This is a genomic window from Novosphingobium mississippiense (assembly GCF_044029535.1).
Lineage (GTDB): Bacteria > Pseudomonadota > Alphaproteobacteria > Sphingomonadales > Sphingomonadaceae > Novosphingobium.
Genome location: NZ_CP147003.1, coordinates 1,708,094 through 1,734,375 on the forward strand (window position 1 = coordinate 1,708,094; position 26,282 = coordinate 1,734,375).

Consider the following 26,282-nt stretch of genomic DNA (forward strand, 5'->3'; position numbering starts at 1 on the left):
TCAGTTCCTTTGATGGAGCAGCGGCAGGCCGGCGCGGGGCCAGTCTACGGCGATCAGCAGGCCGTGGCCGGATACGGTGATCCACGCCGTCTTCATGTCCGGCCCGCCGAAACAGATGTTGGTGCAATAGGGCTCCGGCCCCTGCCAGTATTCGAGCTTCTCCCCTTCGGGAGAGAACACGGTGATCCCGCCTGTCACCAGCGTCGCCACGCAGATGTTCCCATTCGCTTCCAGCGCCATGGAATCGAAGCGCTGGTAGCCGGTCGCCTGCCCCAGCATCGTTCCGCCATTGGGTGAGGGCCAGGCCACCTTCTGCAACTCGCCCCGGCCTGAGATCGGCCATTGCCACAGCCGCCCCGTCTCGGTTTCGGAGACATAGAGCGTCTTCTCGTCCGGAGAGAGGCCGCAGCCGTTGGGCGTCACCAGCGGGAACGCCGCCTGCCGGATCCATGAACCGTCCGCCGCCGCGTGATAGACTACGCCGCAGTCCATCACCCGGTCGTAGGTCTTGCCGTGATCGGTGAACCACATGTCCCCCGCCGCATCGAACACGATGTCGTTCGGGCCGTTGATCTGCACGCCGTCGCAATGGGTGTAGAGCGTGGTCACTTCGCCGGTGTCGAGGTCCACCCGCTGGATATGGCCGCCGGTATAGTCCGCCGCGCGGCCGTGCGGGCGGTTGTAGCCCTTCACGCCCTGGATATCCTCGCTGATCCAGTGAAAGCCGCCGTTGTTGGCGACATAGCAGGCCCCGTCCGGCCCGATCGCCGCGCCGTTCGGCCCGCCGCCGAGATGGGCAACGATCTGCTTGGTTCCGTCCGGCTGCACGCGGATCAGGCGGGCGCCCTTGATCTCCACCACCAGCACCGACCCATCCGCCATGGCGATGGGGCCTTCGGGGAAGATCAGGCCATCGGTGACGTCGCGATATTCCAGCTTGCGCAGTTCCATCGGTTCTCTCCTGCTCGGCGCCCTCTCAGCGGGGGTCGACGACTTCGATGATCACGGGGAAATAGGCCTGCCCGATCCCGGCATCGACCGCCGCCTGATAGTATTCGGCAGCCAGCCGCGGCAGGCGCGGTTCCACGCCCATCTGCTCGGCCAGTTCGATGGTGTAGCCCAGATCCTTCAGTGCGTAGGGTGCAGGGAAAGCCTTTTCCGGGAACTGGCGCGGCACCATCGCCTTCAGCCCGTGGTTGCGCAGGGCAAAGCTGTCTCCGGAGCCGAGCGAAACCGCCTCCACCAGCTTGGCCGGAGCGACGCCTGCACGCTCTGCCACCACGAACATCTCGGCCAGCGCGGCCACCTGCTCGAACAGCAGGGTGTTGTTGATCAGCTTCACCACCTGCCCGCAGCCCACTTCACCGCAGCGGGTGACATCGGACCCGATGTAGCGGAGCAGCGGCTCGATCCGCGCGTAGAGGTCCTCCCCCGCTCCCACCATGATCGAGAGCGTGCCGTCGATCGCCGCCTGCCGCGTGCGGGCCACCGGTGCATCGGCGAACTCCATGCCCTTGGCCGCCAGCAGCAGGGCCACCTCGCGCGCTTCGGCCACGCTGGTGGTGGAAAGGTCGATCACGGTTGAGCCCACCGAACCATGCGCGGCAATCTCCTCGCACACCGCACGCACCTGCTTGCCGCCGGGCAGTGAGAGAAAGATCACGTTTGCAGCCCTCGCCACGTCCGCCACCGATCCCGCCGCCACCGCCCCGCCAGCGACCTGCACGGCCAGCGCATCGGCATTCATGTCGAAGGCATGGAGCGGCGCGGCGTGCTTGCGGACCGCGTTCGCGCACATGCCGCTGCCCATCACGCCAAGGCCGATGAAGCCCAAGGTCGGTGCCGTTTCACTCATCTTCCCAAAGTCCTCTTGTCTTATGCTTCAGGTACTTCGCGCCCAGTTCACCAGATAACTTCGGCCTCTTCCAGCGCCTTGCGCTCATCGCGGCCCATGCCCAGCAGTTCGCCGTAGACATAGTCCTCATGCTCGCCGAGCGCCGGCGTGCCGCGCGCGATGCCGATCTCCGCACCCTTGGAAAGCCGCATCGGCACGCCCACGGCGGCGCGGCGCTTGCCGTCCGGCTCGGTGACTTCGACGATGGCACCGCGCGCCCGCAAGTGTGGATCGACGGCGATTTCCGGCGTCGTCCAGGAGGCATGGGCGGCAACGCCCACCGCCTGCAAGCGCTGCGCCGCATCCTCTGCGGCAAGCGTTCCCGTCCACCTCGCGACCAGCGCATCCAACTCGCGCCGCTGCGCATGGCGATCCGCCTCGCGCGCGAAGCGTGGCTCCGCCGCGATGCCGGTCACCCCACAAAGCGCTTGCCACTGCGCATCGCTCTCCACCGCGATCGCGATCCAGCGATCCTCGCCCGCAGAGGGATAGACGCCGTGCGGCGCCATGCGCGGATGATCGTTGCCGGCACGCCGGGTCTCTCCTCCCGCGGCGGCCAGCAACAGCGCCTCGCCCACCAGCGAAGCGGCAACCTCCCGCGCGGCCACGTCCACATGGCCGCCCTCTCCGCAAGCCCGGCGGCGGTGCAGCGCGGCCATCACGGCCACGGCGGCGTTCATGCCCACGGTATGGTCCATCACGTGCCGCATCTCCACCGGCGGCCCGTCCTCATAGCCGGTCAATTCGCCCAGCCCGCCCCAGGCGCCGAACAGCGGAGCGTAACCGGCAAAGTGGCTGTCCGGCCCGGTCTGGCCGGAGGAAGAGACCGACAGCATCACCAGATCGCGGCGCACCGCCTGCAGAGCGGCAAAGCCCAGCCCCAGCCGGTCCATCACGCCCGGGCGAAAGCTCTCCGCCGCGATGTCGGACACCGCCACCAGCCGCTTGGCCAAGGCCGCGCCTTCGGCCTTCTTCAGATTGATGCGGACGGACAGCTTGTTGGAGGCAACCTGATCGAAGGTCGCCGGGCCCATGCGGCCATAGACCGGATGCGGCTTGCGAAAGGCGTCGAGGCGCATCGCGCTCTCCACCTTCACCACTTCGGCGCCCAGTTGCGAGAGCAGTTGCGTGCAGAACGGCCCGGCGTTGTGCACGGTGAAATCGGCAATGCGGATGCCCTTCAAGGGAAGCGTCATGACAGCACCTCTGCACCCACCCTGTTCATTTCGCCCAGTTCGGGCGGCCCGCCGCGCAGCGAGAGCGGCGCGCCATCGACATGGACGGGCGAGACCAGCATGTTCACCAGCCCGATTTCCGCGATCGGCACGGGCTGGAACAGCCCACGATGATGCTCCTGCGCCCCGCGCAGGATATCGGTCGGCGTCTTGTAGCGGCCGATCGGCACCGAGAGCCTCTGCCCCTCGGCCACGATGTCATCCACCTTGCGCACGATCGCCCATGCGCGGATGTGGCGATTGATCTCCGGCCCGCGCCGGCTGCGCTCAAGGCTGTCCGCCAATGCCGGATCGAGCGCCCATTCCGGGCTGCCCAGCAGCTTGACCAGACCGTCCCACTGCCGCTGTTCCAAGGTCAGCAGTTCGACATGGCCGTCCGCGCAGGGGATCACGCCGCCATAGCGGAACGATCGTTCGACGCGGTGCTCGATGGATCCGTCGCCCAGCCGCTGGATCGCGAAGGCCCCCACCGCCAGCGCGGCATCCTGGCTGGCGATGTCCACGAACTGGCCGCCCACCTCGTCCCGCACCCAGAGCGCGGACAGCGCGCCCAGCGCGGCGGCAATACCCCCCTGCATCTCGGCAAAGTGCCCGGCGATCTTCACCGGCGCGCGGTCCGGGAAAAGCTCCACCGACAGGCCATTGGGCAGCAGGTTGCCCTCGCCAGAGGCGTGCTGCACGGTGATCTCGCTCGCCTGCCAGTCGGCCTTTGGCCCATGCGCGCCGAAGGGCAGGACCGAGACATGGATCAGTTGCGGATGGCGCGCGGAAAGCGCCGCGTGGTCCAGGCTCAGGTTCGGGTTTGGATTCTGCCGCCCCCCTCGCGGGGAATCGTCGATGAAGATATCGCATTCGCTCAGCAGGGCGCCGAGCGCGGCGTGCCCCTCGGCTGTCGCCAGATCGCAAGTCGTGCTGCGCGCGCCCGCCGCCAGATAGGCGAAAAGGGCCGAGGTGGGCTTCGCTCCCTCCCCTGAAGCAAGGAATGGAGGTTCCTTGCGCAAGGCCGAACCGCAGGGCGGTTCGACGAAGATCACCTCGGCCCCCTGCACGCCCAACAGGCGCGCCGCATAGGCCGCCGCCACGCCCGAAGCGTGGACGGCGACCCTGAGGCCATCGAGAGGCGCACTCATGCAGTCCTCCCCGTCCCGGGGAGGTGGCAGCCTGAAAGGCTGACGGAGGGGAGTCGCGTAATCGCGCGACGTCGCGTCGGGCTGAGAGTCCCCTCCACCACTCGCTGCGCGAGCGGTCCCCCTCCCCGTTGCGGGAAGGACATTAGCGAACCACCGGCAGTTCGAGATCGAGGCCGGAACCGTCGACGAAGACCTTGGTCTGCGGATCGAGCGAAGGCAGCACCACCGTCGCCAGGCCCGGCGTGGTCAGTTCGCCGCGCTGGTTCTCGCCCTTGATCTCGATATCGACCAGGGCGAAACCGTCCTTCATGTATTTGCGCGTCACCGTGCCGCGCGCCCAGGTGCAATCGCCCATGGTGTTGAAGCGGCTCATGCGGGTCTTGATGCGCTTCAGGAAGCCGGCGTCACCCATCCAGTTGGTGATGAGCGATGCCATCCAGGCCGAACGCTGCGGGCCGTAATCGTACACGCCAGGCACGCCCACTTCCTTGGCGGTGGATTCGCGGTGGTGGCCGATGCCGGTGTATTCGATGCCGCCGCCCGCTTCAGGGTTGCGGAAGAAGTGGCCGGGGTGCTTCACAGCGTTCTTGAAGATCACGCCATGGGTGTGGCCACGGCCGCAGCCGACCAGGAAGCCCATGGTGTCCATCAGGCTGAGCGGACCGCGCACGATTTCCGGCAGGGTTTCGCCTTCCTGCACTTCTTCCCAATAGCGCACGTTGCCGCCGCGGATGTTCTTCTCTTCGTCGAGGATCGCGTTGTCGATCTGCTCGAATTCCTCAGGCGTGTATTCGTGGGTCTTGATATCGGCATACTTGCCCGCCTCACGCGCGGCCTTGCGCTCGTGGCGGGTGCAGGTGCCCAGCGCGCGGGCGACCAGTTCGCCGCGCTGGTTGAAGTAGCTGGCCTCGACATACTGGAGGACCAGCGTGCCGGAGAACTGGCTTTCCTTCACATCGACGCCGACCACACGCTCGATCGCGGTCAGGCGGTCGCCGGGGCGGACGTGGCGGAACATTTCCCAGTCGTTGCCGGCATAGAAGCCGTGAACGCCGGGCAGGCCCCAGCGCGTGCGGCCCACCCAGCCGAACGCCATCGGGAAGTTCGGATGCGCCAGCATCGAACCGTGGCGCGTCAGGCGGCCCACTTCCAGATCGCGGTAGAGCGGGTTGAGATCGCCGATGCCGTTGCAGAAATTGCGGATCGTGTCCTCGGTCGCGTCCTGAAGGTACGGACCTTCGGGGCGAAGCTGCATGCCGATCATGTTCTCGGCCGCCTTGATCGCCTCGGGCGTGATCTTGCCCTCTGCCGGGGCGGCGCCAACTTCCTTTTCGCCGGTAATGGTAGCCATGATTGTGCCTGATCCCTTTTCCCATCGGGCAAGGGGGCTGCCCTCACCGCATTTCCATCAATGATGGATAATGCATTATTTTGGAGCGGCGATGAGGTCCAGCGAAGGCAGGCCATCCCGGCGATTGATCGCGGACGCGGTAAGTGGCCGGATGCGGCAGGCGCAGGCAGGGCTGCCGTTGGCGCGGCTGAGTGCGTGCCCGAGTGCGCGTCAGGTGTCGCTAGGTGCCGCTTGGGTGTCGTTCAGGTACGCGGCGAAACAGTCGCAAAATCGATAGTTTTCGCCGCTATTAACGCTTGACCGAAGCGGCCTGCTCCACGGATTCGCGCAGTTCACGAAAGCCCGTTTCGATGTGCTGGCGCGTGGCCAGCATGGCCGCCGCCGCATCCCCGGCGATCAGCGCGGCCAGCATATCGTCATGCTCATCGGCGGCGCGGCTGACGCGGCCCTCCAGCCGGTTGATGAGGTCGAAGGGATAGCGCGCCCAGAGAATCTGCACGAAATGCAGCGTCTGCGGCATCGCCGCGATTTCGAACATGCGGTGGTGAAAGCGGTAGTTCGCGGCGCGCGCCGCCTCGTTGTCGCCCGCCGCGAAAGCGGTCGCGAATTCGGATCCCAGCACCTTGAGTTCGGCGATGTCCGCACCGGTCACTCGCTCCACCGCGCCGCGCACAAGCTGGGTTTCCAGCAGGATGCGCAAGTTCAGCACTTCGCTGGAAGCCTCGATATCGAAGGGGGCCACGGTGGCGCCGCGATGGCTGTCACCGATCACGTAGCCCTCCGCCGAAAGCAGCTTCAGCGCCTCGCGCACGGGGGTGATGCTGGTGTTCAGCAGCGTGGCGATTTCCTGCTGCTTCAGCCGCGATCCACGGGCAATCCGGCCGGAAATGATGCCTTCGCGCAGGAAGTCGGCAACTTGCTCCTCCTTCGTGCGAAACTGCATCGTTGCGCCACCGGCCATTCTCTACCTCAAGCCTTCTGCCGGACGGGTGCCCAGGCGAAATCACCCGATTGATAGGCCTTTGCCGCCCCCGATGACAACAGCGCGGCGGCTTCGTCAGGGGCATAACCCAGTTCCGCCAACAGCGCTTCGGTATGCTCGCCGATTTCGGGGGGCGGCAGGCCGGGATCGGCCGCACCGGCCGGATCGGGCGCGAATTCGGGCACTTCGAACTGAAGGCCGCGAAACCCGACTTCGCGCAACTTGCCGGCGGCGCGCGCCTGCGGCGCATCCAGTACGCGTTCGAGCGGCATGACCTCGTGAAACCCCAGACCGGCCGCGTCCAGACGCGCCTCCACCTCCGCGAACGCCAACCCCTCGACAGCGCGACGCACCGCGGTTTCGACCGTTTCGCGGGCTTTCTTGCGATCGCGCAGCTTGGCGAATTCAGGCGCGCCGTCCTCCGGCATGGAGAGCGCGCGGGTCAGCCTGGCCCAATGCGCATCGGTCAGCACCAGCAGGTAGACCCAGCGATCGTCGGCGGTGCGATAGGCGCCATAGCCGGGCATCGAGAATTCGCCGCCGCCTTCCTTCTCCAGACGGCCCAGAAGCTGGGTCTTGAGCTGCATGCCGGCCAGATCGCGCGCGGCAAGGTGCAGGCCAGTCTCGTACAGCCCCACCTCGATCCGGCGCGCGGCCTGGTCCGCCGCAGGGTCCATCAGCGCGGCCAGGACGCGGATCACCGCGTAAGTGCCGGCAAACTGGTCATGATACGAAGGGCCGAAACGCGTCGGCCGGCCATCGACGCGGTGGTCGTCCATCGCCCCCGTCGCGGCCTCAGCGATGGGGTTGGTCATCAGGCCCTCCGCCTGCGGACCGTGGGTGTACCCCTTGATATGAACGTGAACCAGGTTCGGGTTCACCGCCATGCAATCGTCCGCCGTCACCCCCAGCTTGCGCGCCGCCGTGGGTGCCAAATTGTGGATGACGACCCGCGACGTGGCCACAAGGCGGCGGAACACCTCGCGCCCCTGCTCGGTCGTCAGATCAAGGCAGATCGCCTTTTTCGAATGGCTATAGGCGATGATCGTCCCCGAAGGCCCGCCACGGACCAGCGAGCGGGTAGTGTCGCCCGCAGGCGGTTCGATCTTGATCACCTCCGCCCCCAGCTGGGTAAGAATATGCGTCGCAAAAGGCGCGGCGATCATGGTGCCAAGTTCCAGCACCCGCATGCCCGCGAGGGGCTGAAATCCGTTACTCATGGAGCCTGACTAACAATAATGCATTATGCATGATAGCGCGAAGCGCATCCGCCGGGCGATATCCGCGCAGGGCCGGAGGGTAATGAGGCCGATCGAATCGAGCGACATGCGCCTGTTCGATGGCGAGACGGCGAAATCGCGCGAACCGCCTGCCTGAACCGGCGGAGAACGGGCCGGAACTGGTGGACCGCCTATCTCGAGCCCGGCCTGATCGGCCCGCTCCCGGCATGGGCACTCTGGGTCCGCCATGTGGGACAGTCAGCCCGTGGACACGTGCCCCCCGGAAACACTTTTCAACGACCCACACATGCCGATCCACCGCAAAAACGGCGAATTTCCGACGTTTTCCAACCCACCACTTCGTCAGAATGGCGATTGACGAGCGGATTGGGACAGGTTACCAAATAACGGCATTAGTATCCACATAATGGAACGTCGGGAGAGTGGTAGTGCCGGATTTGGGGACGGGATCGATCCACGCCTTCAGGATGCAACTGAAGCCCGGCACGGTGGAGGAATACCGCCGCCGGCACGACGCGATCTGGCCGGAACTCTCCGCCCTGCTGACCGAAGCGGGCATCCGCGATTATTCGATCTTCCTGGACGAGGGCAGCCTGTCGCTCTTCGCCGTGCTGCGCGTGACCCCGGACAACACCCGCGAGACGCTGCCCGATCATCCGGTGATGCGCCGCTGGTGGGACTACATGGCGCCGCTGATGGAAGTGGAACCGGGTAACCGCCCGCTCGAATGGCCCCTCCCCCTGCTGTTCCACATGGATTGACGCAGTGAAGCGCGCACTCCTTATCGCCCTGCTGCTGACGGCCGCGCCTCTGCCCGCCAGCGCGCAGGAAGCCAAGCCCACGGCAGACCTTTCCGCGCCGGTCCAGACGTTCGGCCGCGTCTCCTTCGATGCGCGCTCACTGATGATCGACGGCAAGCGGCAGGTGATCTGGTCGGGCGAGTTCCACCCCTTCCGCCTGCCCAGCCCGGACCTCTGGCGCGACGTGCTGCAGAAGATGAAGGCCAGCGGGTTCAACACCGTCGCGCTCTATTTTGACTGGGGCTACCACTCGCCGAAGCAGGGCGTCTACGACTTCAGCGGCATCCGCGACCTCGACCGCCTGCTGACCATGGCGGAGGAAGAGGGCCTGTGGGTGATGACCCGCGCCGGGCCTTACGTGAACGCGGAAGTGTCGCGCGGCGGGTTTCCGGGCTGGCTGGTCAACCAGAAAGGCCGCGCCCGCACCGACGATCCCGAATACATGGCGGCTGCCGATGAGTGGCTGACGCAGATCAACGCGATCATCGCGCGCCACCAGATCAACGGCGACGGCAAGGGGCACAAGGGCTCCGTCATCCTCCACCAGATCGAGAACGAACTGGCGCTGACCACGCCCGCGCAGCGCCGCTACATGGACCATATCTACGCCAAGGCGCGTGCCGACGGCATCACCGTGCCGATCTTCCACAACGACCAGGGCCGCAACGGCTACTGGGTGCCGGAAGGTTCGAGCGTGGACAAAGTCGTAGACAAGACGGTTCCGGGCCCCAACGACATGTATGCGTTCGACGGTTATCCCGGCGGCACCTGCACGGTGGAAGGCAAACCCACGCGCAGCGTGGCCGCGCCGGACTGGGGCTTCTACGGTCCCGGCGGCGCCAAGGGCGGCGCCTCCGCTTCGCCGAAGACGCCCGGCTTCCTGGCCGAATTCGGCGGCGGCTGGTTCGATTACTGGGGCTCCAACGGCGGATACGAATGCAACGCGATCCAGCGCGGCAAGCGGTTCCAGCGGGTGTTCTACGGCACCAATCTGGCCAACGGCATCGATATCCAGAGCTTCTACATGGTCTATGGCGGCACCAGCTGGGGCTGGCTGCCTGCCCCGGTGGTGTTCACCAGCTACGATTATGGCGCCGCCATCTCCGAAGCGCGGAACCTGCGCGAAAAGGCGATGGAAATGAAGCAGCTGGGCGGGCTGATCGCGTCCGTGCCGGACCTTGCGGGCATGATCCCGGCGGGCACGCCGGAAATCTCCTCCCCCAACATCCAGGTCTACCACAACAAGAGCCCCGAGACCGACGCGCGTTTCCTGATGGTGACGCACAAGCCATCCAACGGGCAGACCGACGACAGCTTCACCGTCACCGCCGCGCTGCCCGATGGCCGCTATACTTTCCCGATGCGGCTCAATGGCTTCGATGCCAAGTGGCTGGTCGCCGGCGTCAATCTGGGCGGCCAGCGGTTGGTCTATTCGACCTCCGAACTGCAATCCGTGTCCAAGGCCGGAAGTGCCGACTTGCTGCTGCTCTACGGCCGCGCGGGCGAGACTGGCGAGACCGTGCTGCGCTATGCCTCGGCCCCGAAAGTCACGGTTCTGGAAGGCGCGGCGAGCAGCGTCTTTGACGGCACCAAGGGCGACCTTAAAGTCACCTACACGCACACAAGCCGCACCGTGCTGCGCGTGACCGGCGGTGGGCGCGGCGACCTGCTGCTGATCCTCGCGGACGAGGCGGAAGGCGCGCATTATACCCGCGTGCAGACCGCCGCCGGCACCGTTCTGGTGCGCGGCCCCCAACTGGTCCGCAAGGCTTCGCTCAAAAATGGCGCGCTGACGCTCACCGGCGACACCGGTGAAGCGGGCGCGATCGAGGTCTGGGCTCCCTCTGCCGTCCGCTCCCTCGCTTGGGATGGCGCCCGCATTGCGACCAAGGCCACCTCCATGGGCAGCATGGCCTCCACCGCTCCGCTGCCCGGCCCGGCATCGGTCGTGCTTCCGGCGCTCACCGGCTGGCGCATGGCCAAGGGTTCGCCCGAGGCCGATCCGGCGTTCGATGACAGCGCATGGCAGGCGGTGGGCGGCAGCCGCCCCAACGCCAGCATCACCCAGCGCCCCGACGGCCAGCCGAACCTAAACATGGACGCCTATGGCTTCCACGAGGGCGACGTCTGGTATCGCGGCCGTTTCGACGGTGCGGCGGGCGCCAAGACCGTATCGCTGTTCTATGGCGCAGGCGGCTCCGGCTTGGTGCAGGCGTGGCTGGACGGCAAGTTCATCGGGCAGGCGGAGACATCCAGCGGCGTCCCCCGCCCGATCACCACTGGCACCGTCACGCTGGACCTTCCGCCCGAGGCGCAGGCAAGCGGCCACCACGTTCTCTCGGTCATGGTCCGCAACAACGGCCACAACTGGGATCTCGATGCCGACGACTTCCACAAGGAAGCGCGCGGGCTGATCTCCGCCTCGATCTCGCAGCCGGGCGGGCGCAGCTTCGCGGTGCCGATCGCGTGGAAGATCCAGGGCAAACGCGGCGGCGAGGATCTTGCCGATCCGGTGCGCGGCATGGCCAACAACGGCGGCCTCTATGGCGAGCGCATGGGCTGGCACCTGCCCGCCTTCGACGACCGCCAGTGGTCCGCTGCTGAGGTCCCCGCAGCCAGCGCCCAGCCCGGCACCACATGGTTCCGCACCGCCTTCGACCTTGCCGTGCCCAAGGGGCAGGACGCCACTATCGGCCTTGCCTTCGGCGACACCGAAAGCCCGCGCTCGGTTGCGAAGTACCGCGTGCTGATCTTCGTCAACGGCTGGAACATGGGCCAGTTCGTCGCCCATGTCGGCCCGCAGCGCGTGTTCCCGATCCCGGAGGGCGTGCTCAACCACCACGGCACCAACCACGTCGCCCTCGCCGTGACCAGCGACGGCGCGCCCGGCGATGCGCTGGAAGCGGTGAAACTCGTCACCCTGCACAATGTCCGCGGCGGCATTCCCGTCCAGATGGTCGCCGCGCCGACCCGGCCGGACCAGTTGAAGTGATCGACGATACCCTCTCCCGCCGCCAGTTCGGCATGGCAGGCGCCGGCGCGCTTTGCCTTGCTGCGCTGCCGGGCGTGGTACGCGCCGCGCCGAAGTCAGGCGCGCGCCCATGGCCCTACCTGATCGGCGCCGACATCTCGTGGGTGCCGGAAGACGAAGCGGCGGGCGCGACCTATTACGAAGACGGTCAGCGCAAGGACGTGCTGGCGATCTTCCGCGATGCCGGATTCAACGCGATCAAGCTGCGGCTCTTCGTCGATCCCACCAATGGCTATTCCAAGGGCAAGCCGGGCGGCCCGTGGTGCGATCTGCCCCGCACGATCGAGTTCGCACGGCGGATCAAGGCGACCGGTTTCCACCTTTCGCTCACCCTCCACTATTCGGACACCTGGGCCGATCCGCAGCATCAGGACAAGCCGGCCGCATGGGCGGACCTGCCGTTCCCCAAGCTGGTCGACGCCGTCCACCGCCATACCGACGAGACATTCGCGGCGATGAAGGCCGCCGGCGTCGCACCCGATCTGGCGATCCTGGGCAATGAGACGACCTTCGGGATGCTCTGGCCCGATGGTCGCGTGCCGCTGACCATTCCCACCGGCAATCCGGTGACCGACAAAGAGCACATGCATGTCTCGGACGCAGGCGGCTACGACAAGTTCGCCGCGCTGCTGAAGGCGGGCGTCGCCGCCACCCGCGCCCAGCTTCCCGGAACGCCGATCGCGCTGCACAACCACCTCGGCCGCCACTGGCCGATCGTGCAGCACTGGACCGACAGCCTAATCGCGCGCGGTGTCGATTTCGATGCGCTGGGCTTTTCCTGCTACCAGCAGGCGGCACAGGGCGACTGGCAGCGGACGTTCGCCGAATTCAGCCGCCGCTATCCGGACAAAGGCTTCTTCGCGATCGAGTATTCGTCGCGCAAGCGCTACCTGAACGACCTGGTCCACGCCCATCCCAACGGCTGGGGCAGCTTCATCTGGGAACCGACGCGCCATCAGGAGGCGATCTTCCTGAAGGACGGCAAGAGCGCCGGCGAAGGCCCGCGCGCCGACCTGCTCTCACAGGGCCTCAACGCCGCGGAAGCACCCGGCGCGACACCTTCCGCGACGCCCGACGTCCCCAGACAACCCGAAAACCATGGCGGCCGGTACGATGCCGATCCCGCCTTCCTCCAACTCTATCGCCGGATGGCGCGCGACTACGGAGTCCTGAAATGACCCGCTCGCCGCCCCGCCGCAGCTACGCCCACAGGAGAACTTGAGTGGCCGCCCTTACCCATGACATCCCCCGCCAGCAGGTCACCGCGGCGATCGACCTGCTGATGCACAACCTCGTCAACATCAAGGACGAGACCGGCGAATTCCTGCTGCACCTGGAAGACGGCCGCGTGATCGACACCAAGGGCTGGGCCGGCTGGGAATGGACCCACGGCGTCGGCCTGTTCGGCATGTGGCGCTATTTCGAACAGACCGGTGACGAAACGGCGCTGAACATCATCCGCCAGTGGTTCGCGGACCGCTTCGCTGAAGGTACGCCCACCAAGAACATCAACACGATGGCACCGTTCATCACGCTGGCCTACCTCTACGAACTGGACGGCGATCCCAGCTACATTCCCTATCTCGACACCTGGGCCGAATGGCTGATGGCGCCCGACGGTCTGCCCAAGACCGAGGAAGGCGGCTTCCAGCACATCGTCTACAACGACGAGAATCCGGGCGAGCTGTGGGACGACACGCTGATGATGAGCGTGCTGCCGCTGGCCAAGATCGGCCTGCTGCTCGATCGTCCGCAGTATATCGAGGAAGCCAAGCGCCAGTTCCTGGTCCACATCAAGTATCTGGCCGACAAGAAGACCGGCCTGTGGTTCCACGGCTGGGACTTCACCGGACGCCACAACTTTGCCGAAGCGCTGTGGGCGCGCGGCAACTGCTGGGTGACGATCGCCATCCCGGAGATCATCGAACTGCTGGACCTTGAGCCCGGCGATGCCTTCCGCACTTTCCTGATCGACACGCTGGCGGCCCAAGTCCGCACGCTGGCCGCCACGCAGGATGCCGAAACCGGCCTGTGGCACACGCTGATCGACGATCCCACCAGCTACCTTGAGGCGTCCGCCACGGCGGGCTTCGCCTATGGCATCCTGAAGGCGGTGCGGAAGGGCTACCTGCCGCGCGAATATGAAGAGGTCGGCATCCGCGCCGTGCGCGGCGTGCTCGCCAATATCGACGATGCGGGCGAGCTGCAGCAGGTCAGCTTCGGCACCGCGATGGGTGACACGCTGCAGTTCTACAAGGACATCGCGCTCACTTCGATGCCCTATGGCCAGAGCCTTGCCATCTGCGCGCTGGCCGAATTCCTGCGGACCTACATCTGACGATGCGCGGGGCGGCCTTCCTTGCGGTAATAGGGGGCCTTGCGGCGGTAGCAGCGGGGCTTGCCCTCGCCCATCCGGCGCAGGCGGCCGCCCCGGCAGACTGGGTGCATTTCCAGCCCGCGCGGGACGACTTCGTGCTGGCGCAGGACGGCCGCGCCGCACAAGTCGTCACGGCGGCGGAGGACCACGAACTGGTCCGCATCGCCGCAGAGGACTTGCGGACGGACCTTGCTTCCGTCGCTGGCGCGCGGCAGCCGTCGGATAGGCAGGTCTGGATCGGCACGCTGGGCCGCAATCCCGCCATCGACCGGCTGGTCGCGACCGGCCGGATCGATGCCGCCAAGCTGCGCGGCGCCTGGGAAAGCTTCCTGATCGTGCCGGTTGCCAACCCGGCGCCCGGCGTGAAGCAGGCGCTGGTCGTGATCGGCAGCGACCGGCGCGGCACCGCCTATGGCGCCTACGAGATATCCCGCGCGATCGGCGTTTCGCCGTGGCACTGGTGGGCGGACGTGCCGCCGGAACATCATGACGCGCTCTACGTCTCCGCCGGAACGCAGCGTTTCGGCCCGCCCTCGGTCAAGTATCGCGGGATTTATGTGAATGACGAGGATTGGGGCCTCGTCCCCTGGGCACAGGGCACGTTCGCGCCCGATGAGCCCGCGCCCGGCCCGAAGACGTATGCCAGGGTGTTCGACCTGCTGCTGCGCCTGAAGGGCAACATGCTCTGGCCGGCGATGCACAAGGTCAGCCGCGCGTTCAACGCCAACCCGGCCAATGCCGCGCTGGCGGAACGCTACGGCGTGGTCATGGGATCCAGCCATTCGGAACCGATGCTGCGCAACAATGTGGGCGAATGGCAGGGCACGGCGGAGCAGTTCAACTACCTGACCAACCGCGATGCGATCCGCGACTATTGGCGCGCGCGGGTGCAGACCAACCGCGGTTACGAAACGATCTGGACGCTGGGCCAGCGCGGCATCCACGACAGCGCGATGATCGGCCCGACCACCGATGCGGAACGCCGCGCGGTGTTGGAACAGGTCTTCGCCGATCAGCGCCAATTGCTGCGCGAAGCGGGGATTTCCGGCGCTCCGCAAGTCTTCACGCCGTACAAGGAAGTGCTCGATATCTATCGCTCCGGGCTGAAAGTGCCGGACGATGTGACGCTGATGTGGACCGACGACAACTTCGGCTACATCCGCCAGTTCCCCAATGCCGAAGAGCGGCGCCGCACCGGCGGGGCCGGCGTCTACTACCACGTGTCCTACCTCGGCGCGCCGCTGTCCTACCTCTGGCTCTCGACCACGCCGCCCGCGCTGATCCGCGCGGAAATGGGCCGGGCCTGGGATCTGGGCGCGCGGCAGATGTGGATCGTCAACGCCGGAGACATCAAGCCGGCCGAGATCGACATCGATTACTTCCTCAGCCTTGCGTGGGACGTGGAAGGCACCCGGACGACGCCGATCGATACATGGGTCGGTCGCTGGGCGGACGAGACGCTGGGCCGGGGAACGGGCGCGGATGTCGCCGCGATCATGGCGGACTATCACCGCCTGAACTTCGCGCGGCGGCCCGAACATCTCCAGTGGTATCTGCCCGGTGAGAAGCCGCACGCCAGCCCGCTTTCCATTCCGGAGGCCGACGCCCGCCTGGCCCAGTTCGCGGCGATGGAGGCGCGCCTGGCCGCGCTGCGCCCGAAGATCGCCGCCGACCGCGCCGATGCCTTCTTCGAACTGGTGGACTATCCCGTCTCCGCCGCCGCCGCCGCCAACCGCCGCTTCTTCGCGGCCGAGGCGCACGACATGCTGCGCGACAGGAACGCCGCCGAAAGCTGGCGGCGCGGGCAGATCGCGGCTGAGGCCGACGAACGCATCCGCACGCTGACCTGGCGCTTCAACCGCGAAATCGCGGGCGGCAAATGGCGCGGAATCATGACGGTGGAGCCTGCCGACAGCCAATGGCGCAGTTTCCGCCAAAGCCTGCCGGTGATCCCGGCGCTGGCCTCCATGCCCGCCGGGCCAGTCGCCGCGCCGCCTCCTGCCGCGCCCGTGCCTGCCTTACCGCTGCTTCGTCCCGACCAGTTCAAGGGATGGCGGCGGATCGACGGCCTCGGCCGCCAAGGCTCCGTGCTCGGTGCGAGTGGCTCTGCCGCACGCGCAACGGTCACGCTGCCGACCGGCGCGTGGCGCGCGGTGATCGACGTGCTGCCCAGCTACCCTTCGGACAACGGCGATGCCCTGCGCCTCACCCTGCGCATCGACGGCGCGGCGCAGACGCTGGAAATTCCCCGTCACACCGGCGACCATGCCTGGGCGCTGGCGGTGCTCGACAACCGCATTTCCGTGCCGCTGTCCGCCCCGCTCTCCAGCGGTCGCCATCAGATCACGCTGGAATCCGGCGATCCCGCCGTGATGATCGAGGCGATCCGCTTCTTGCCTGCTGACAAGCCAATTACTCCGACATAATAATCGCTCGACGAGGCTTCCCCCGAAGGCGGCCCGCACAAGAACATATACGGTGAAGGATCCTGTAGTGCCCGAAAGCCAGACACTGGCCGTGCGCCCCGTGCGCCTGAGAAACTACCTCGCCTATGGCTCCAACGACGTGCTCGGGGCCGGGTCGATGGCGGTGATCTCCGGCTGGGTGCTGATCTTCTACACCCAGTTCTGCGGGCTTTCGGCAGGCCAAGCGGCGACCATCTTCGCGGTGGCGCGCGTGCTGGATGCCTTCGCCTCGCCCATGATCGGCTATATCTCCGACCACTTCGGCACCACCGCTCTCGGTCGCCGGTTCGGGCGGCGGCGCTTCTTCATCCTTGCCGCCATTCCCCTGCTGCCCAGCTTCGCGCTGATGTGGCTGCCGGGGCAAAGCTTCTGGTACTACCTCGTCAGCTACGTGCTGTTCGAACTGGTCTACGCGATGGAGATCATCCCGTTCGAAACGCTCGCCGCCGAGATGTCGAGCGACTATCGCACCAAGGCCAAGTTCGCCGGCTGGCGCATCCTGTTCGGCCAGGCATCGGCCATTCTCGCGGGCTTCCTGCCGCTCTGGCTGATCGAGGCGCTGGGCCGCGACAGTGCGGATACCTTCCTTTACATGGGCCTGATCTTCTCCGCCCTGTTCATGGTGACGGCGGCCACGCTCTACGCGTTCAGCTGGGAGCGGCACGGCCCCCAAGGACATCCGGGGGGCACGCCGCTGCCCGTCGAACACCGCCAGTCCGCCAGCCCGCTGGAGGCATTGAAGGCGCTTTACCGCAACCTGTTTTCCACCATGCGGATCCGCGCGTTCCGCCTGCATCTGGGCATGTATCTGGGCGGCTATATCAGCCAGGACGTGTTCAACGCCGCCTTCACCTTCTTCGTGATCTTCGCGCTGGCGGGCACCACCGCGATCGCATCCGGTCTGCTGGGGACGATGTACATCGTGCAGTTCATGGCCGTGATCGTCGCCATCAACATGGCCCTGCGCGCCTCCCCCAGCCGCGCCTACCAGATCGCCGCCGCCAGCTTCGGCGCCGGCGCGCTGACGTTGATCGGCCTGTGGATCGCCGGGATCACTGCCAGCAGTCCCATGATCTGGCTGCCCATCGTGCTGGCCGGGCTGGGCCGCGGCGCGCTGAACTACATCCCCTGGGCCACCTACAACTACATGGCCGACGTGGACGAGATCGTCACCGGCCGCCGCCGCGAAGGCGCCTTCGCCGGCGTCATGACCTTCGTGCGCAAGGCCACCCAGGCGGCCGCCGTCGCCGGCGTGGGCTTCGTGATGCAGGCGGGCGGCTTCGTCTCCGGCGCGGCGCAGCAATCGCACGGCGCGATCCTGACCATCGCCGTGCTGCTGGGCCTCGGCACCGTTGGGATGCTGGCTTTCGGCATCGCCGTCTCGCAGCGCTTCCGCCTCTCCCCCCGCACCCACGAAGTGCTGATGCGTGAGATCGAGCACTTGCGCACCGGCGCCCGCGCGCCGACCAGCCCCGAAGCGCAGGCCGTGGTGGAGGACCTGTCCGGCTGGCGTTACGACCAGCTCTGGGGCCGCAATCCGCTGGTCGAACAGGAAGAGCGCAACGGCGATCTGGGCAAGCCGGTCAATGCCGGCCACTGATTACCGCTCCCCACTGAAAGGTGGTTTGCCGGCCCAGACCTGCTAGGCCTGCTGCCATGAGCAACAAGTCATCCGGTATCGTCGAGGTCGATGGACTTCAGTATGAATGGGAACTGCGGAGCGAACCGCAGTGGGGCGATGCCGATGGCTGGCGGGGCATGACGATCGCCCTGCTGCAGAAGCACACCCAGCGCGGCGCGTTGCTGGAGTTCCCGCCACCGAAACGCCTGCTGAAAGGCATGCAGCGCGGTCGCCTTCAGATCAGCGACGCGGTGATATCGCGGGGCATCCGGGCCGCGCTGGCGGCCGGGTGGGAGCCCACCTCGCGCGGCAAGCCCATGGTCTTTACCGTCGATGCGGATGGCAATTAGCCGCGTTCATCGCCCTGGATAGCGCCCGATCTTGCGGTTTTTCTGACGAAAGCCGACTTTCCGGACACGCCAACTTTGCGGACATTGCCGGTACGACTGGATCAAGATAGCATGACCAGATGAACAGGATCGGGATAGAAGCCATCTCGGTGACTGTGGCGCTGACGCTAGCCGTTGTGGCCATGCGCTTTCCAGTTTCGACCGAAGAAGATGTAAATTTTTGGATCGTCTTGATTGGGGCCGGGGCGATCTGGGAAGGCTGCCGTTTCTTCCTTCGCAACAAGTTTATTAATTCACCATCGAACGGCAGCTAACCCCGACTTTCCAGCGATTTCTGCTGTTCCGGACACGCCAACATAGCAGTCGCTGTCCGTTTTTGTTAGTCTCAGGACCTACTGATTGGCAGGCGGTGATGCGTACAGGCTACACAAGAAGAACACGCATGAGCGCCTGTACTGGTTTACGGACGATCGGATGGAACGCCTGCCGCCATATCTTTCCAAGAGCCGCGGCAAGTCATGGGTGGACGATCGTCGGGTTCTGAGCGAGATCATCTTCATCATAGCCAGCTCGCCAACGATTGAAGCGAATGGAGGTTTGAGCGTGGGGGGCACCGCCGAATAAATCGATGGGAGATCGTTGATGGAAAGAAAGTATTTGCACTGGGTCGTCCCATTAAATTTGTTACCCATAGTTTTTGTATGGCCTGCGGTATCAATATTTGCCTTTATCAATGCTATTAATAAAGATGGATGGTCATTACGTGGAGAATTGTGGAATTTCACATATATATCGATCTTTGGTGGTGCTTTTTTCCTATTTCCTTTGCTGAGTTCTGCTCGTATATACAGGGTTTCGTATGATGGCGACGCGGTTTATCAGCGCGGCGCACGCGATTTTGAGCGATCGATCACGAAAGTGATGCGATATGAGGACATCTATTCGATTGTCGGTGATCCTGGACGGGGTCTGAACTTCGGAAAACCCTTCGAGTTCGTCCGTATTTATCGTAAAGATTGGGATGGCCAAGAGCTGTTTATGCTCTCCCCTAATTATCTGCATCAGCGTGAGCTAAAGTTTCTTTTGCGCTTTATATTCCAGAAGCGTCCGGATGCATTTTCGCAGGAGATTATCGATTACATGAATAACGATCGGCTGTAATCGAGTGCCACAAGCCATCGTGACGAGACTGTATCTGATCTTTCACCGGTCGTGAAGTGGCACTGGTCGCAACTGGGCGGGGGTTGGGTTTGATTGGGGTCATCAGGTCACACCCGCGGCTGCGGACGGGCCGAGGTTCAGGACTCACGGATCGAGAGTCGGAAGAGCAGGGTTGCGGGCAAAGCGGGTGCGGAGAAGAAAAGCAGCTGATCAGCGGATTGGCGGCTTTTCAGGATCTCAATCCGAAAGCGGCCTGTCCGGACCCGCCAACATCGCGGACATTCCCATTGCTAGGTTGCCCGCGATGGATCTGGATATCGCCAATCGGCTAACCGCTGTATCAAAGCTGAAATTATTCATTTTTCGGAAGTATGGATCACTGATCCGTAAACGAGGTTGATATGGCCGATCTGCGTTCGTTCCTGCTCATATCTACGCGCTATCTTATCCGGCCGATGAAAACGTCCTTAGGAATTTGCAGCGCTGATGACCGCGAAGCGCAGTGCCGATCGTGGTGCTCATGGACCACCTATGGCCGCCTTTCGGTCGATGCTGGCTATTGGACGGGTCAACTGCCTCTTGAGGCGGAATTAGGAAAGTTATCCGTATCTGATGGGGGAACTTGGGGGCAGCCATTTATTTATGACGACCTCGCGCACATCATTATTCCACGGATTTTTATTGAAGAGCCTTGGCCAAGAGACGCATTTAGGCAATGGGAACATGAACAGGACGTTGACGGCTTATCGACGCTTCTAACGACCGCCGGAATTCCCCATCACCTTTCAGAATACGCACTCGAAGTGAAGCGCTTCTGATGGTCGAAATCAATTCGCCTGCTCGAAGCCTGTTGATCGCCTTCCCCCAACATTCCTGCCCTTCAGACCGCCCCTAAAACTTCTCGATAGCGGGCGCTCGTTCAGGTCGGAATTCATCAATCCCGCCAAGGTGCGGGGCGCGCACCTGCATTGCCTCATGCGCAGGATAGCGTATGGCAACGGCAAGACATCGACAGGCGGACACCATGACAGCACCTTCCATCGACGAGCGACGTGAGCATTTTGCCTATTGCGTCCAACTTTTTGGCGGCACCACGGCATTCTCGCGCCGCCTGGGCATAGACGAGCGAGCGATCCGGCGCTTCATCAATGGCGAGCGCCCGCTTGGCGACGGGCTGCTGGAAGATACCGCGAAGGCCCTGCGTCAGCTTGTCACCGAAGCGACCGCTGCCGAAAAAGAGATCGCCGCCAGCCTGAGCGCCGGGCCGAACAGCCCGTCATAAGGCCGCACGCCACGGCTTGAACGCCAGGGGCGCGATCCGGCCCGGTCGCCTCCCTCCGCCGCCCCCTCGGGATCGTTTCCCCGATCGCCTCGGGCGCGTTTACCGGCGCGGCGCGCGGTAGCCTACGGCCTCGCCGATCTCGCCCGCCGTCTTTACGATCGCAGCGACAAGGTCGTCGACGATATCGTCGGTCAGGTAATGCGCGGCGCTGGCGATGGACAGGGCGATGCAGATCTGGCGGCGGGCATCGCGGATCGGCGCGGCGATGGAGCGGACGCCGTCGCCCAGTTCGCTGTCATGCAGCACATAGCCGCGCGCCTTGTGTTCGCGCATCAGGGCGATGTAGTCCTTCATCGCCTTGGCCGAAACCTTGCCGCCATTGGCCTCTCGGTAGAGGGCTTCCCAAACCTCTTCCGGCTCGTCCAGCAGCAGCGCCTTGCCAAGGCCGGTCTCGGCGATCGGGCGGCGGTCGCCCGGCGCGGTGGCCACGCGCAGGCGCTGGCGGCCGGTCACCCGGTCAAGGTGGCGGGACCAGTCGCCCTCTCGCTTGCCGACGAAGACGCAGAAGCCGGTCTCGTCCGACAGCTTTTCCATGAACGGGCGCGCCACGCGCACATAGTCGATCTGTTCGGTGGCCATCACTCCCAGTTCCAGCAGCTTGGGGCCAAGGCCGAAGCCGTCGGTCGTCACGGAAAGATAACCGCGTGATTTCAGCGCCTGTGCCAGGCGGTGCGCGGTCGTCTTGCTCATGCCCAGCTTGCGGGCGAGATCCGCGGCCCGGATCGGCCCGTCGATCACCTCGTCCATGATGTCGAGCGCGCGCATCAGCGTCTGCGTGCCCTTCACTTCACCATCGGCCTTGTCTTCGCGCTGTGCCGTCATTGTCTGCAATCCGTTCTTGCGCCCCACTTAGAGGGACGCATTTCCACCTGTCCCAACGATCTATCGCGTGCGTGGCCAAGGTCAACTCAATTGCGAAGGGCGGCGGGTCGGGGCGGATCGGCCCTCTGCCGCGAAAACTTCTTTCAGCCCTCTTGCAGCCAAAAATGTTTGCGCTACCATAAACGCGAGAAACGGCGTCCCGAAGGATGCCGGGAGGGGAAATCCATGAAGTTTATCGGCCTGTCCGTCATCGCATTGGCCTGCGCGCTGACCAGCCCCGCGCTTGCCGACGATGCCGGTGCCGCCCGCAAGGTCCGCATCGACGCGGCGGCCTCCACCGGCCCCGTGGACCGCTTTTTCGACCTTTCGGTGGGGTCGGACTTTCCCGGCACCCTGAAGCGCGCCGACAGCCAGGCGCAGCTCAAGATCGCGGCGGACGAACTGGGTTTCCGCACCATCCGCTTCCACGACGTGTTTCACGATGTGCTGGGCACCGTGCGCAAGGTGGACGGCAAGATCGTCTATGACTGGACCGGGATAGACGCGCTTTACGATGCGCTGCTGGCCAAGAAGGTGCGACCCTTCGTGGAACTGGGCTGGAGCCCGGCCGCGATCCGCACGTCCGACCAGCAGCTGTTCTACTGGAAGGGCAATACCAGCCACCCCGATCCGGCCATGTGGCGCGACCTGATCCATGCCTTCGTCACCCACATCCGCGCGCGCTACGGCGCCGAGGAAGTGCGCAGCTGGTATTTCGAGCTGTGGAACGAGCCCAATCTGGACGGGTTCTGGGAAGGCGCGGACCAGGGCGCCTATTTCAGCCTCTATGCCGATACCGTCCGGACCATCAAGGCCATCGACCCGCGCCTGCGCGTGGGCGGCCCGGCCACGGCGGGCGCGGCATGGGTGCCGGAATTCCTGGCCTATGCCGCCCGGAACAAGCTGCCGGTCGATTTCGTGACGACGCATACTTACGGCGTTGAAGGCGGGTTCCTGGACGAACAGGGCAAGCAGGACACCAAGCTCTCCCCCTCCCCCGATGCGGTGATCGGCGACGTGCGGCATGTGCGGGAGCAGATCGAGGCCTCCGCCTATCCCGGCATTCCGCTCTATTTCACCGAGTGGAGCACCAGCTATACCCCGCGTGACTTCGTGCACGACAGCTATGTCAGCGCGCCCTACATCCTCACCAAGCTGAAGAAGACGCAAGGGATGGCCCAGGGCATGAGCTACTGGACCTATACCGACCTGTTCGAGGAACCCGGCCCGCCGCCCACCCCGTTCCACGGCGGCTTCGGCCTGATGAACCGCGAAGGCATCCGCAAGCCGGCGTGGTTCGCCTACAAGTACCTCCACGCGCTGCAGGGCCGGGCGATCCCGGTGGCGGACGAGTTCACGCTGGCTGCGCGCGAGGGGAAGGCGATCTCCGCCGTGGTGTGGGATTGGCACCAGCCGGAGCAGGCGCTGAGCAACAAGCCGTTCTACACCCGCCTCCAGCCCTCGCGCGCCAGTGCGCCGCTGGCCGTGCGGTTCGACCACCTCGCGCCCGGCAAGTACCGGGTGGGGACGCGCCGCACCGGCTATCGGCATAACGATCCGCTCTCGCTCTATATCGACATGGGCATGCCGGAATCGGCCGATGCAGCGCAGCTTGCGCGGCTGCGGGAAGAAACCGCCGACAAGCCGGAAGTGGCGAAGACCATCACCGTCGGCCGTGACGGCACAGCGGCGCTGGATATCCCGATGCAGACGAATGACGTCGTGCTGGTGACGCTGAAGCCCGCACCATGACGAAAGAAGGAACCACCATGAGCCTTTCGCGCCGCACCGTGTTCAAGGGCGCGCTTGCAAGCGCCGCCCTACCCGCTTTGGCTGGCCCACTGGCTGCGCGTGAAGCTGGCTCTGGCGCTGCTCCCGCCGCGCCGAACTGGGGCGAAGGCGCCGAAGGCCAGCGCAAGGCCGATCTGGGCAACGGCACTTATCGCAACCCGATCCTCTCGGGCGACCATCCGGACCCGACGATCCTGAAGGATGGCGACGTCTATTACATGACGTTCTCCTCGTTCGACTACTATCCCGGCCTGGTGATCTGGCAGTCGCGCGATCTGGTGAACTGGTCGCCGATCGGGCCGGCGCTGCAACACAACCTGGGCAGCGTTTGGGCCGTCGATCTGGTGAAGCACAAGGGGCGCTATTTCATCTACCTGCCCGCCGCGCCGGACGGGAAGCCCTGGGGCATCTACGCGATCTGGGCGGACGACATCCGCGGGCCCTGGAGCGATCCGGTGGACCTGAACATCCCCGGCTGCATCGATCCCGGCCACGTGGTGGGCGAGGACGGCCGCCGCTATCTCTTCACCAACGGCATCCGCAAGGTGCGCCTGACCGACGATGGCCTCGCTACCGATGGGCCGGTCGAAAAGGCCTACGACCCCTGGCGCTATCCCGACGACTGGATCGTCGAGAACTTCGCCCCCGAAGGCCCCAAACTGCTGCGCCACAACGGCTGGTTCTACCTGGTCACCGCGATCGGCGGCACGGCAGGGCCGGTGACGGGGCACATGGTGATCGCCGCGCGTTCCCGCTCGGTCAACGGGCCGTGGGAGCATTGCCCGCACAACCCGATCGTGCGCACGCAGAGCACGGCGGAACCCTGGTGGTCACGCGGCCACGCCACCTTGGTGGAGGGGCCGGCGGGCGATTGGTGGATGGTCTATCACGGCTACGAAAACGGCCTGCGCACGCTGGGTCGCCAGACCCTGCTGGAGCCGATCGAATGGACGGCGGACGGCTGGTTCCGCGCCAAGGGCGGCGATCTCTCCCGCCCGTTGCCCAAGCCTGCCGGGGGCAAGCCCTCCCCTTCCACGCCCGCGCTTTCGGACGATTTTTCGAAAGACCGCATGGGCGTGCAGTGGACCTTCTTCGCGCCGGAAGCGGGAGCATCGCGCGCCGCCTACCGTCCCGGCGGGCTGGTGCTGGCAGCGGCGGGCACTTCTCCCGCCGATTCCGCGCCGCTGACCTGCATCGCCGGCGATCGCCGCTATCAGGCCGAGATCACGCTGGACCTGCTGGACGATCAGGCCGAGGCGGGGCTGCTGCTGTTCTACAACCACAAGGCCTATGTCGGGCTGGGCTTCACCCCTTCGGTGCTGAAAATCTTCGAGTATTCGGAAGAGCTGAAGTGGGCGGGAATCCAGCACCAGGCGCGCAGCATTCGCCTGCGCGTCACCAGTGATGAGAACGTCATCACCTGGCACTATTCGCACGACGAAGGCCGCACGTGGAAGCGGCACGACACGCGCATGGAAGTGTCCGGCCTGCACCACAACACCTTCGGCGGCTTCCTCAGCCTGCGACTGGGCATCTATGCCGCGGGCAAGGGCGAAGTGCGGCTGCGCGATTTCCGCTATCGCGCGAACAGTCAGATCGTCGCGGGATAGATTACCCGGCCCGGCACCGGCATCTCTACGCGGTAGACGGTGCCGGTGCTCGATTCCGTGAAGTAGAGCCAGCGATTGTCCGGCCCGCCATAGGCGGCATTGGTGGTGTAGCGCCCCTCCGGCACGTCGATGCGCAGCATCGGCTCTCCCCGATTGCTGAACAGCCAGACCGCGCCGAAGCCGACGTGGCAGACGACGAGATTGTCGTCCTCGTCGATAGTCAGCCCGTCCGGCCCGGAACCGCCGGACATCTGGATGTAAGTGCCGACCTTGCTCACCACCTCGCCGTCTTCCACCAGTGGGCAGCGCCAGACCGCGTTGGCGCGGGTTACCGCCAGGAACAGCGCGGTTTCGGCCTTGTTGAGCACCAGCCCGTTGGGACTGGGAATGCCGCTCAGCAGCAGTTCCAGTCGCCCGGTGCCCGCGCGCACGCGGAACAGGCGGCCGTTGGGATTCTGCCAGCCGGATTGACCCTGATCGGTGAAATAGACGTCGCCATTGCGGGCGATCGTCAGGTCGTTGCAGCCAAGAAACGGCTCCAGCAGATAGCGGTCGAACCAGACTTCCGACTTTCCGGTGGCCGGATCGCAGATCACCATACCCTTGTGATGGTCCGCCACCAGCAGGCGTCCGTCGGAGAGGAACTTCATGCCGTTCGGTTGACCGTCATATTCGAAGCCAAGCTCGCATGTGCCGTCTGGCGCGATGCGGAACAGGCGGCCCCAAGGGATGTCCGTCACCCACAAGTTGCCCGCCGCATCGAACACCGGCCCTTCGAGGAACACCGGCGCCGGCGCGCCGTGAAGCTGCACGCGCGCCCATTCGCTGCTTTCGCCGAAGCGGCGGAACTCGTCGGGAATGCGGCAGAAGACTTCCGCCATGACGGCGGGCGGCGCAGCGAACATCTCTCTCTCCTCATCCGGCCCGTTTTATGGGGTTCGGTATCGCTCCGACGGCATTCGATGCCCGCCCGGCGCCCCACAGACCTATTGCCCATTGACCGTTCTGGAAAGAGGCTTCACCACTCAGTCAGCCCATAA

At 65.3% G+C, this 26,282-nt stretch carries 22 protein-coding genes and 1 pseudogene; 14 read left to right on the forward strand and 9 right to left on the reverse strand.

What is annotated here, in order from left to right:
* From WBP06_RS25990 to WBP06_RS26020, 7 genes are all read right to left on the reverse strand, one after another.
* Positions 1-951, reverse strand: a complete 951-nt coding sequence (locus tag WBP06_RS25990) for an SMP-30/gluconolactonase/LRE family protein (RefSeq protein WP_395335358.1) — start codon at positions 949-951, stop codon at positions 1-3.
* 25 nt (positions 952-976) lie between these two features.
* Positions 977-1,855, reverse strand: a complete 879-nt coding sequence (locus tag WBP06_RS25995; protein ID WP_395335361.1) for an NAD(P)-dependent oxidoreductase — start codon at positions 1,853-1,855, stop codon at positions 977-979.
* A 47-nt stretch (positions 1,856-1,902) separates the two neighbouring features.
* Complete coding sequence (locus WBP06_RS26000) at positions 1,903-3,090, reverse strand: CaiB/BaiF CoA transferase family protein (protein ID WP_395335364.1); 1,188 nt, start codon at positions 3,088-3,090, stop codon at positions 1,903-1,905.
* Complete coding sequence (locus WBP06_RS26005) at positions 3,087-4,259, reverse strand: CoA transferase (RefSeq protein ID WP_395335366.1); 1,173 nt, start codon at positions 4,257-4,259, stop codon at positions 3,087-3,089. Before WBP06_RS26005 ends, WBP06_RS26000 begins: the two co-directional genes overlap by 4 nt.
* A 142-nt stretch (positions 4,260-4,401) precedes the next feature.
* The gene (locus WBP06_RS26010; protein ID WP_395335369.1) at positions 4,402-5,610 is read right to left on the reverse strand and encodes a MaoC family dehydratase N-terminal domain-containing protein; all 1,209 of its coding nucleotides are present in this window, start codon (positions 5,608-5,610) and stop codon (positions 4,402-4,404) included.
* Between the two features lie 289 nt (positions 5,611-5,899).
* Entirely contained in the window at positions 5,900-6,553 is a 654-nt protein-coding gene (locus WBP06_RS26015; RefSeq protein ID WP_395335372.1) for a GntR family transcriptional regulator, read from the reverse strand.
* A 26-nt stretch (positions 6,554-6,579) separates the two neighbouring features.
* Positions 6,580-7,812 (reverse strand): CaiB/BaiF CoA transferase family protein, encoded by a 1,233-nt coding sequence (locus tag WBP06_RS26020; protein WP_395335374.1) that lies wholly within the window; start codon positions 7,810-7,812, stop codon positions 6,580-6,582.
* Between the two features lie 488 nt (positions 7,813-8,300).
* On the opposite strand from WBP06_RS26020, the gene WBP06_RS26025 reads away from it, so the two are divergent.
* The 12 genes and pseudogenes from WBP06_RS26025 (at position 8,301) to WBP06_RS26080 (ending at position 20,920) form a co-directional block, all read left to right on the forward strand.
* Positions 8,301-8,594 (forward strand): L-rhamnose mutarotase, encoded by a 294-nt coding sequence (locus WBP06_RS26025; RefSeq protein ID WP_395337584.1) that lies wholly within the window; start codon positions 8,301-8,303, stop codon positions 8,592-8,594.
* 4 nt (positions 8,595-8,598) lie between these two features.
* Positions 8,599-11,625, forward strand: coding sequence for a beta-galactosidase (locus WBP06_RS26030; RefSeq protein ID WP_395335376.1), 3,027 nt, complete (start codon positions 8,599-8,601; stop codon positions 11,623-11,625).
* Entirely contained in the window at positions 11,622-12,842 is a 1,221-nt protein-coding gene (locus WBP06_RS26035) for a glycosyl hydrolase 53 family protein (RefSeq protein ID WP_395335379.1), read from the forward strand. Before WBP06_RS26030 ends, WBP06_RS26035 begins: the two co-directional genes overlap by 4 nt.
* 44 nt (positions 12,843-12,886) lie before the next feature.
* Complete coding sequence (locus WBP06_RS26040; protein ID WP_395335382.1) at positions 12,887-14,002, forward strand: glycoside hydrolase family 105 protein; 1,116 nt, start codon at positions 12,887-12,889, stop codon at positions 14,000-14,002.
* Positions 14,003-14,004: 2 nt separating this feature from the next.
* On the forward strand, positions 14,005-16,467 hold the full coding sequence (locus tag WBP06_RS26045) for a glycosyl hydrolase 115 family protein (protein ID WP_395335384.1): 2,463 nt from the start codon (positions 14,005-14,007) through the stop codon (positions 16,465-16,467).
* A gap of 52 nt (positions 16,468-16,519) precedes the next feature.
* Entirely contained in the window at positions 16,520-18,106 is a 1,587-nt protein-coding gene (locus WBP06_RS26050; protein WP_395335386.1) for an MFS transporter, read from the forward strand.
* 56 nt (positions 18,107-18,162) lie between these two features.
* Positions 18,163-18,477: a hypothetical protein gene (locus tag WBP06_RS26055; RefSeq protein ID WP_395335388.1), complete on the forward strand. Its 315-nt coding sequence runs from the start codon at positions 18,163-18,165 to the stop codon at positions 18,475-18,477.
* 119 nt (positions 18,478-18,596) lie between these two features.
* Positions 18,597-18,791, forward strand: coding sequence for a hypothetical protein (locus WBP06_RS26060; protein WP_395335390.1), 195 nt, complete (start codon positions 18,597-18,599; stop codon positions 18,789-18,791).
* A 160-nt stretch (positions 18,792-18,951) separates the two neighbouring features.
* A pseudogene (locus tag WBP06_RS26065) lies at positions 18,952-19,038 on the forward strand (IS5/IS1182 family transposase); the annotation flags it as partial.
* An 81-nt stretch (positions 19,039-19,119) separates the two neighbouring features.
* Entirely contained in the window at positions 19,120-19,638 is a 519-nt protein-coding gene (locus WBP06_RS26070; RefSeq protein WP_395335392.1) for a hypothetical protein, read from the forward strand.
* 401 nt (positions 19,639-20,039) lie between these two features.
* On the forward strand, positions 20,040-20,456 hold the full coding sequence (locus WBP06_RS26075) for a hypothetical protein (RefSeq protein WP_395335394.1): 417 nt from the start codon (positions 20,040-20,042) through the stop codon (positions 20,454-20,456).
* A gap of 206 nt (positions 20,457-20,662) precedes the next feature.
* Positions 20,663-20,920 (forward strand): hypothetical protein, encoded by a 258-nt coding sequence (locus WBP06_RS26080; protein ID WP_395335396.1) that lies wholly within the window; start codon positions 20,663-20,665, stop codon positions 20,918-20,920.
* A gap of 99 nt (positions 20,921-21,019) precedes the next feature.
* Here WBP06_RS26080 and WBP06_RS26085 read toward each other — a convergent pair whose 3' ends face one another.
* Positions 21,020-21,802, reverse strand: coding sequence for an IclR family transcriptional regulator (locus tag WBP06_RS26085; protein ID WP_395335398.1), 783 nt, complete (start codon positions 21,800-21,802; stop codon positions 21,020-21,022).
* A 225-nt stretch (positions 21,803-22,027) separates the two neighbouring features.
* Here WBP06_RS26085 and WBP06_RS26090 point away from each other — a divergent pair, with 225 nt between their 5' ends.
* Together WBP06_RS26090 and WBP06_RS26095 are read left to right on the forward strand one after the other, a co-directional pair.
* Entirely contained in the window at positions 22,028-23,593 is a 1,566-nt protein-coding gene (locus WBP06_RS26090; RefSeq protein WP_395335400.1) for a beta-xylosidase, read from the forward strand.
* Positions 23,594-23,610: 17 nt separating this feature from the next.
* Entirely contained in the window at positions 23,611-25,242 is a 1,632-nt protein-coding gene (locus tag WBP06_RS26095) for a family 43 glycosylhydrolase (protein WP_395335402.1), read from the forward strand.
* Here WBP06_RS26095 and WBP06_RS26100 read toward each other — a convergent pair.
* The gene (locus WBP06_RS26100; RefSeq protein WP_395335404.1) at positions 25,224-26,147 is read right to left on the reverse strand and encodes an SMP-30/gluconolactonase/LRE family protein; all 924 of its coding nucleotides are present in this window, start codon (positions 26,145-26,147) and stop codon (positions 25,224-25,226) included. The genes WBP06_RS26095 and WBP06_RS26100 overlap by 19 nt on opposite strands.
* Between the last annotated feature and the right edge of the window lie 135 nt (positions 26,148-26,282).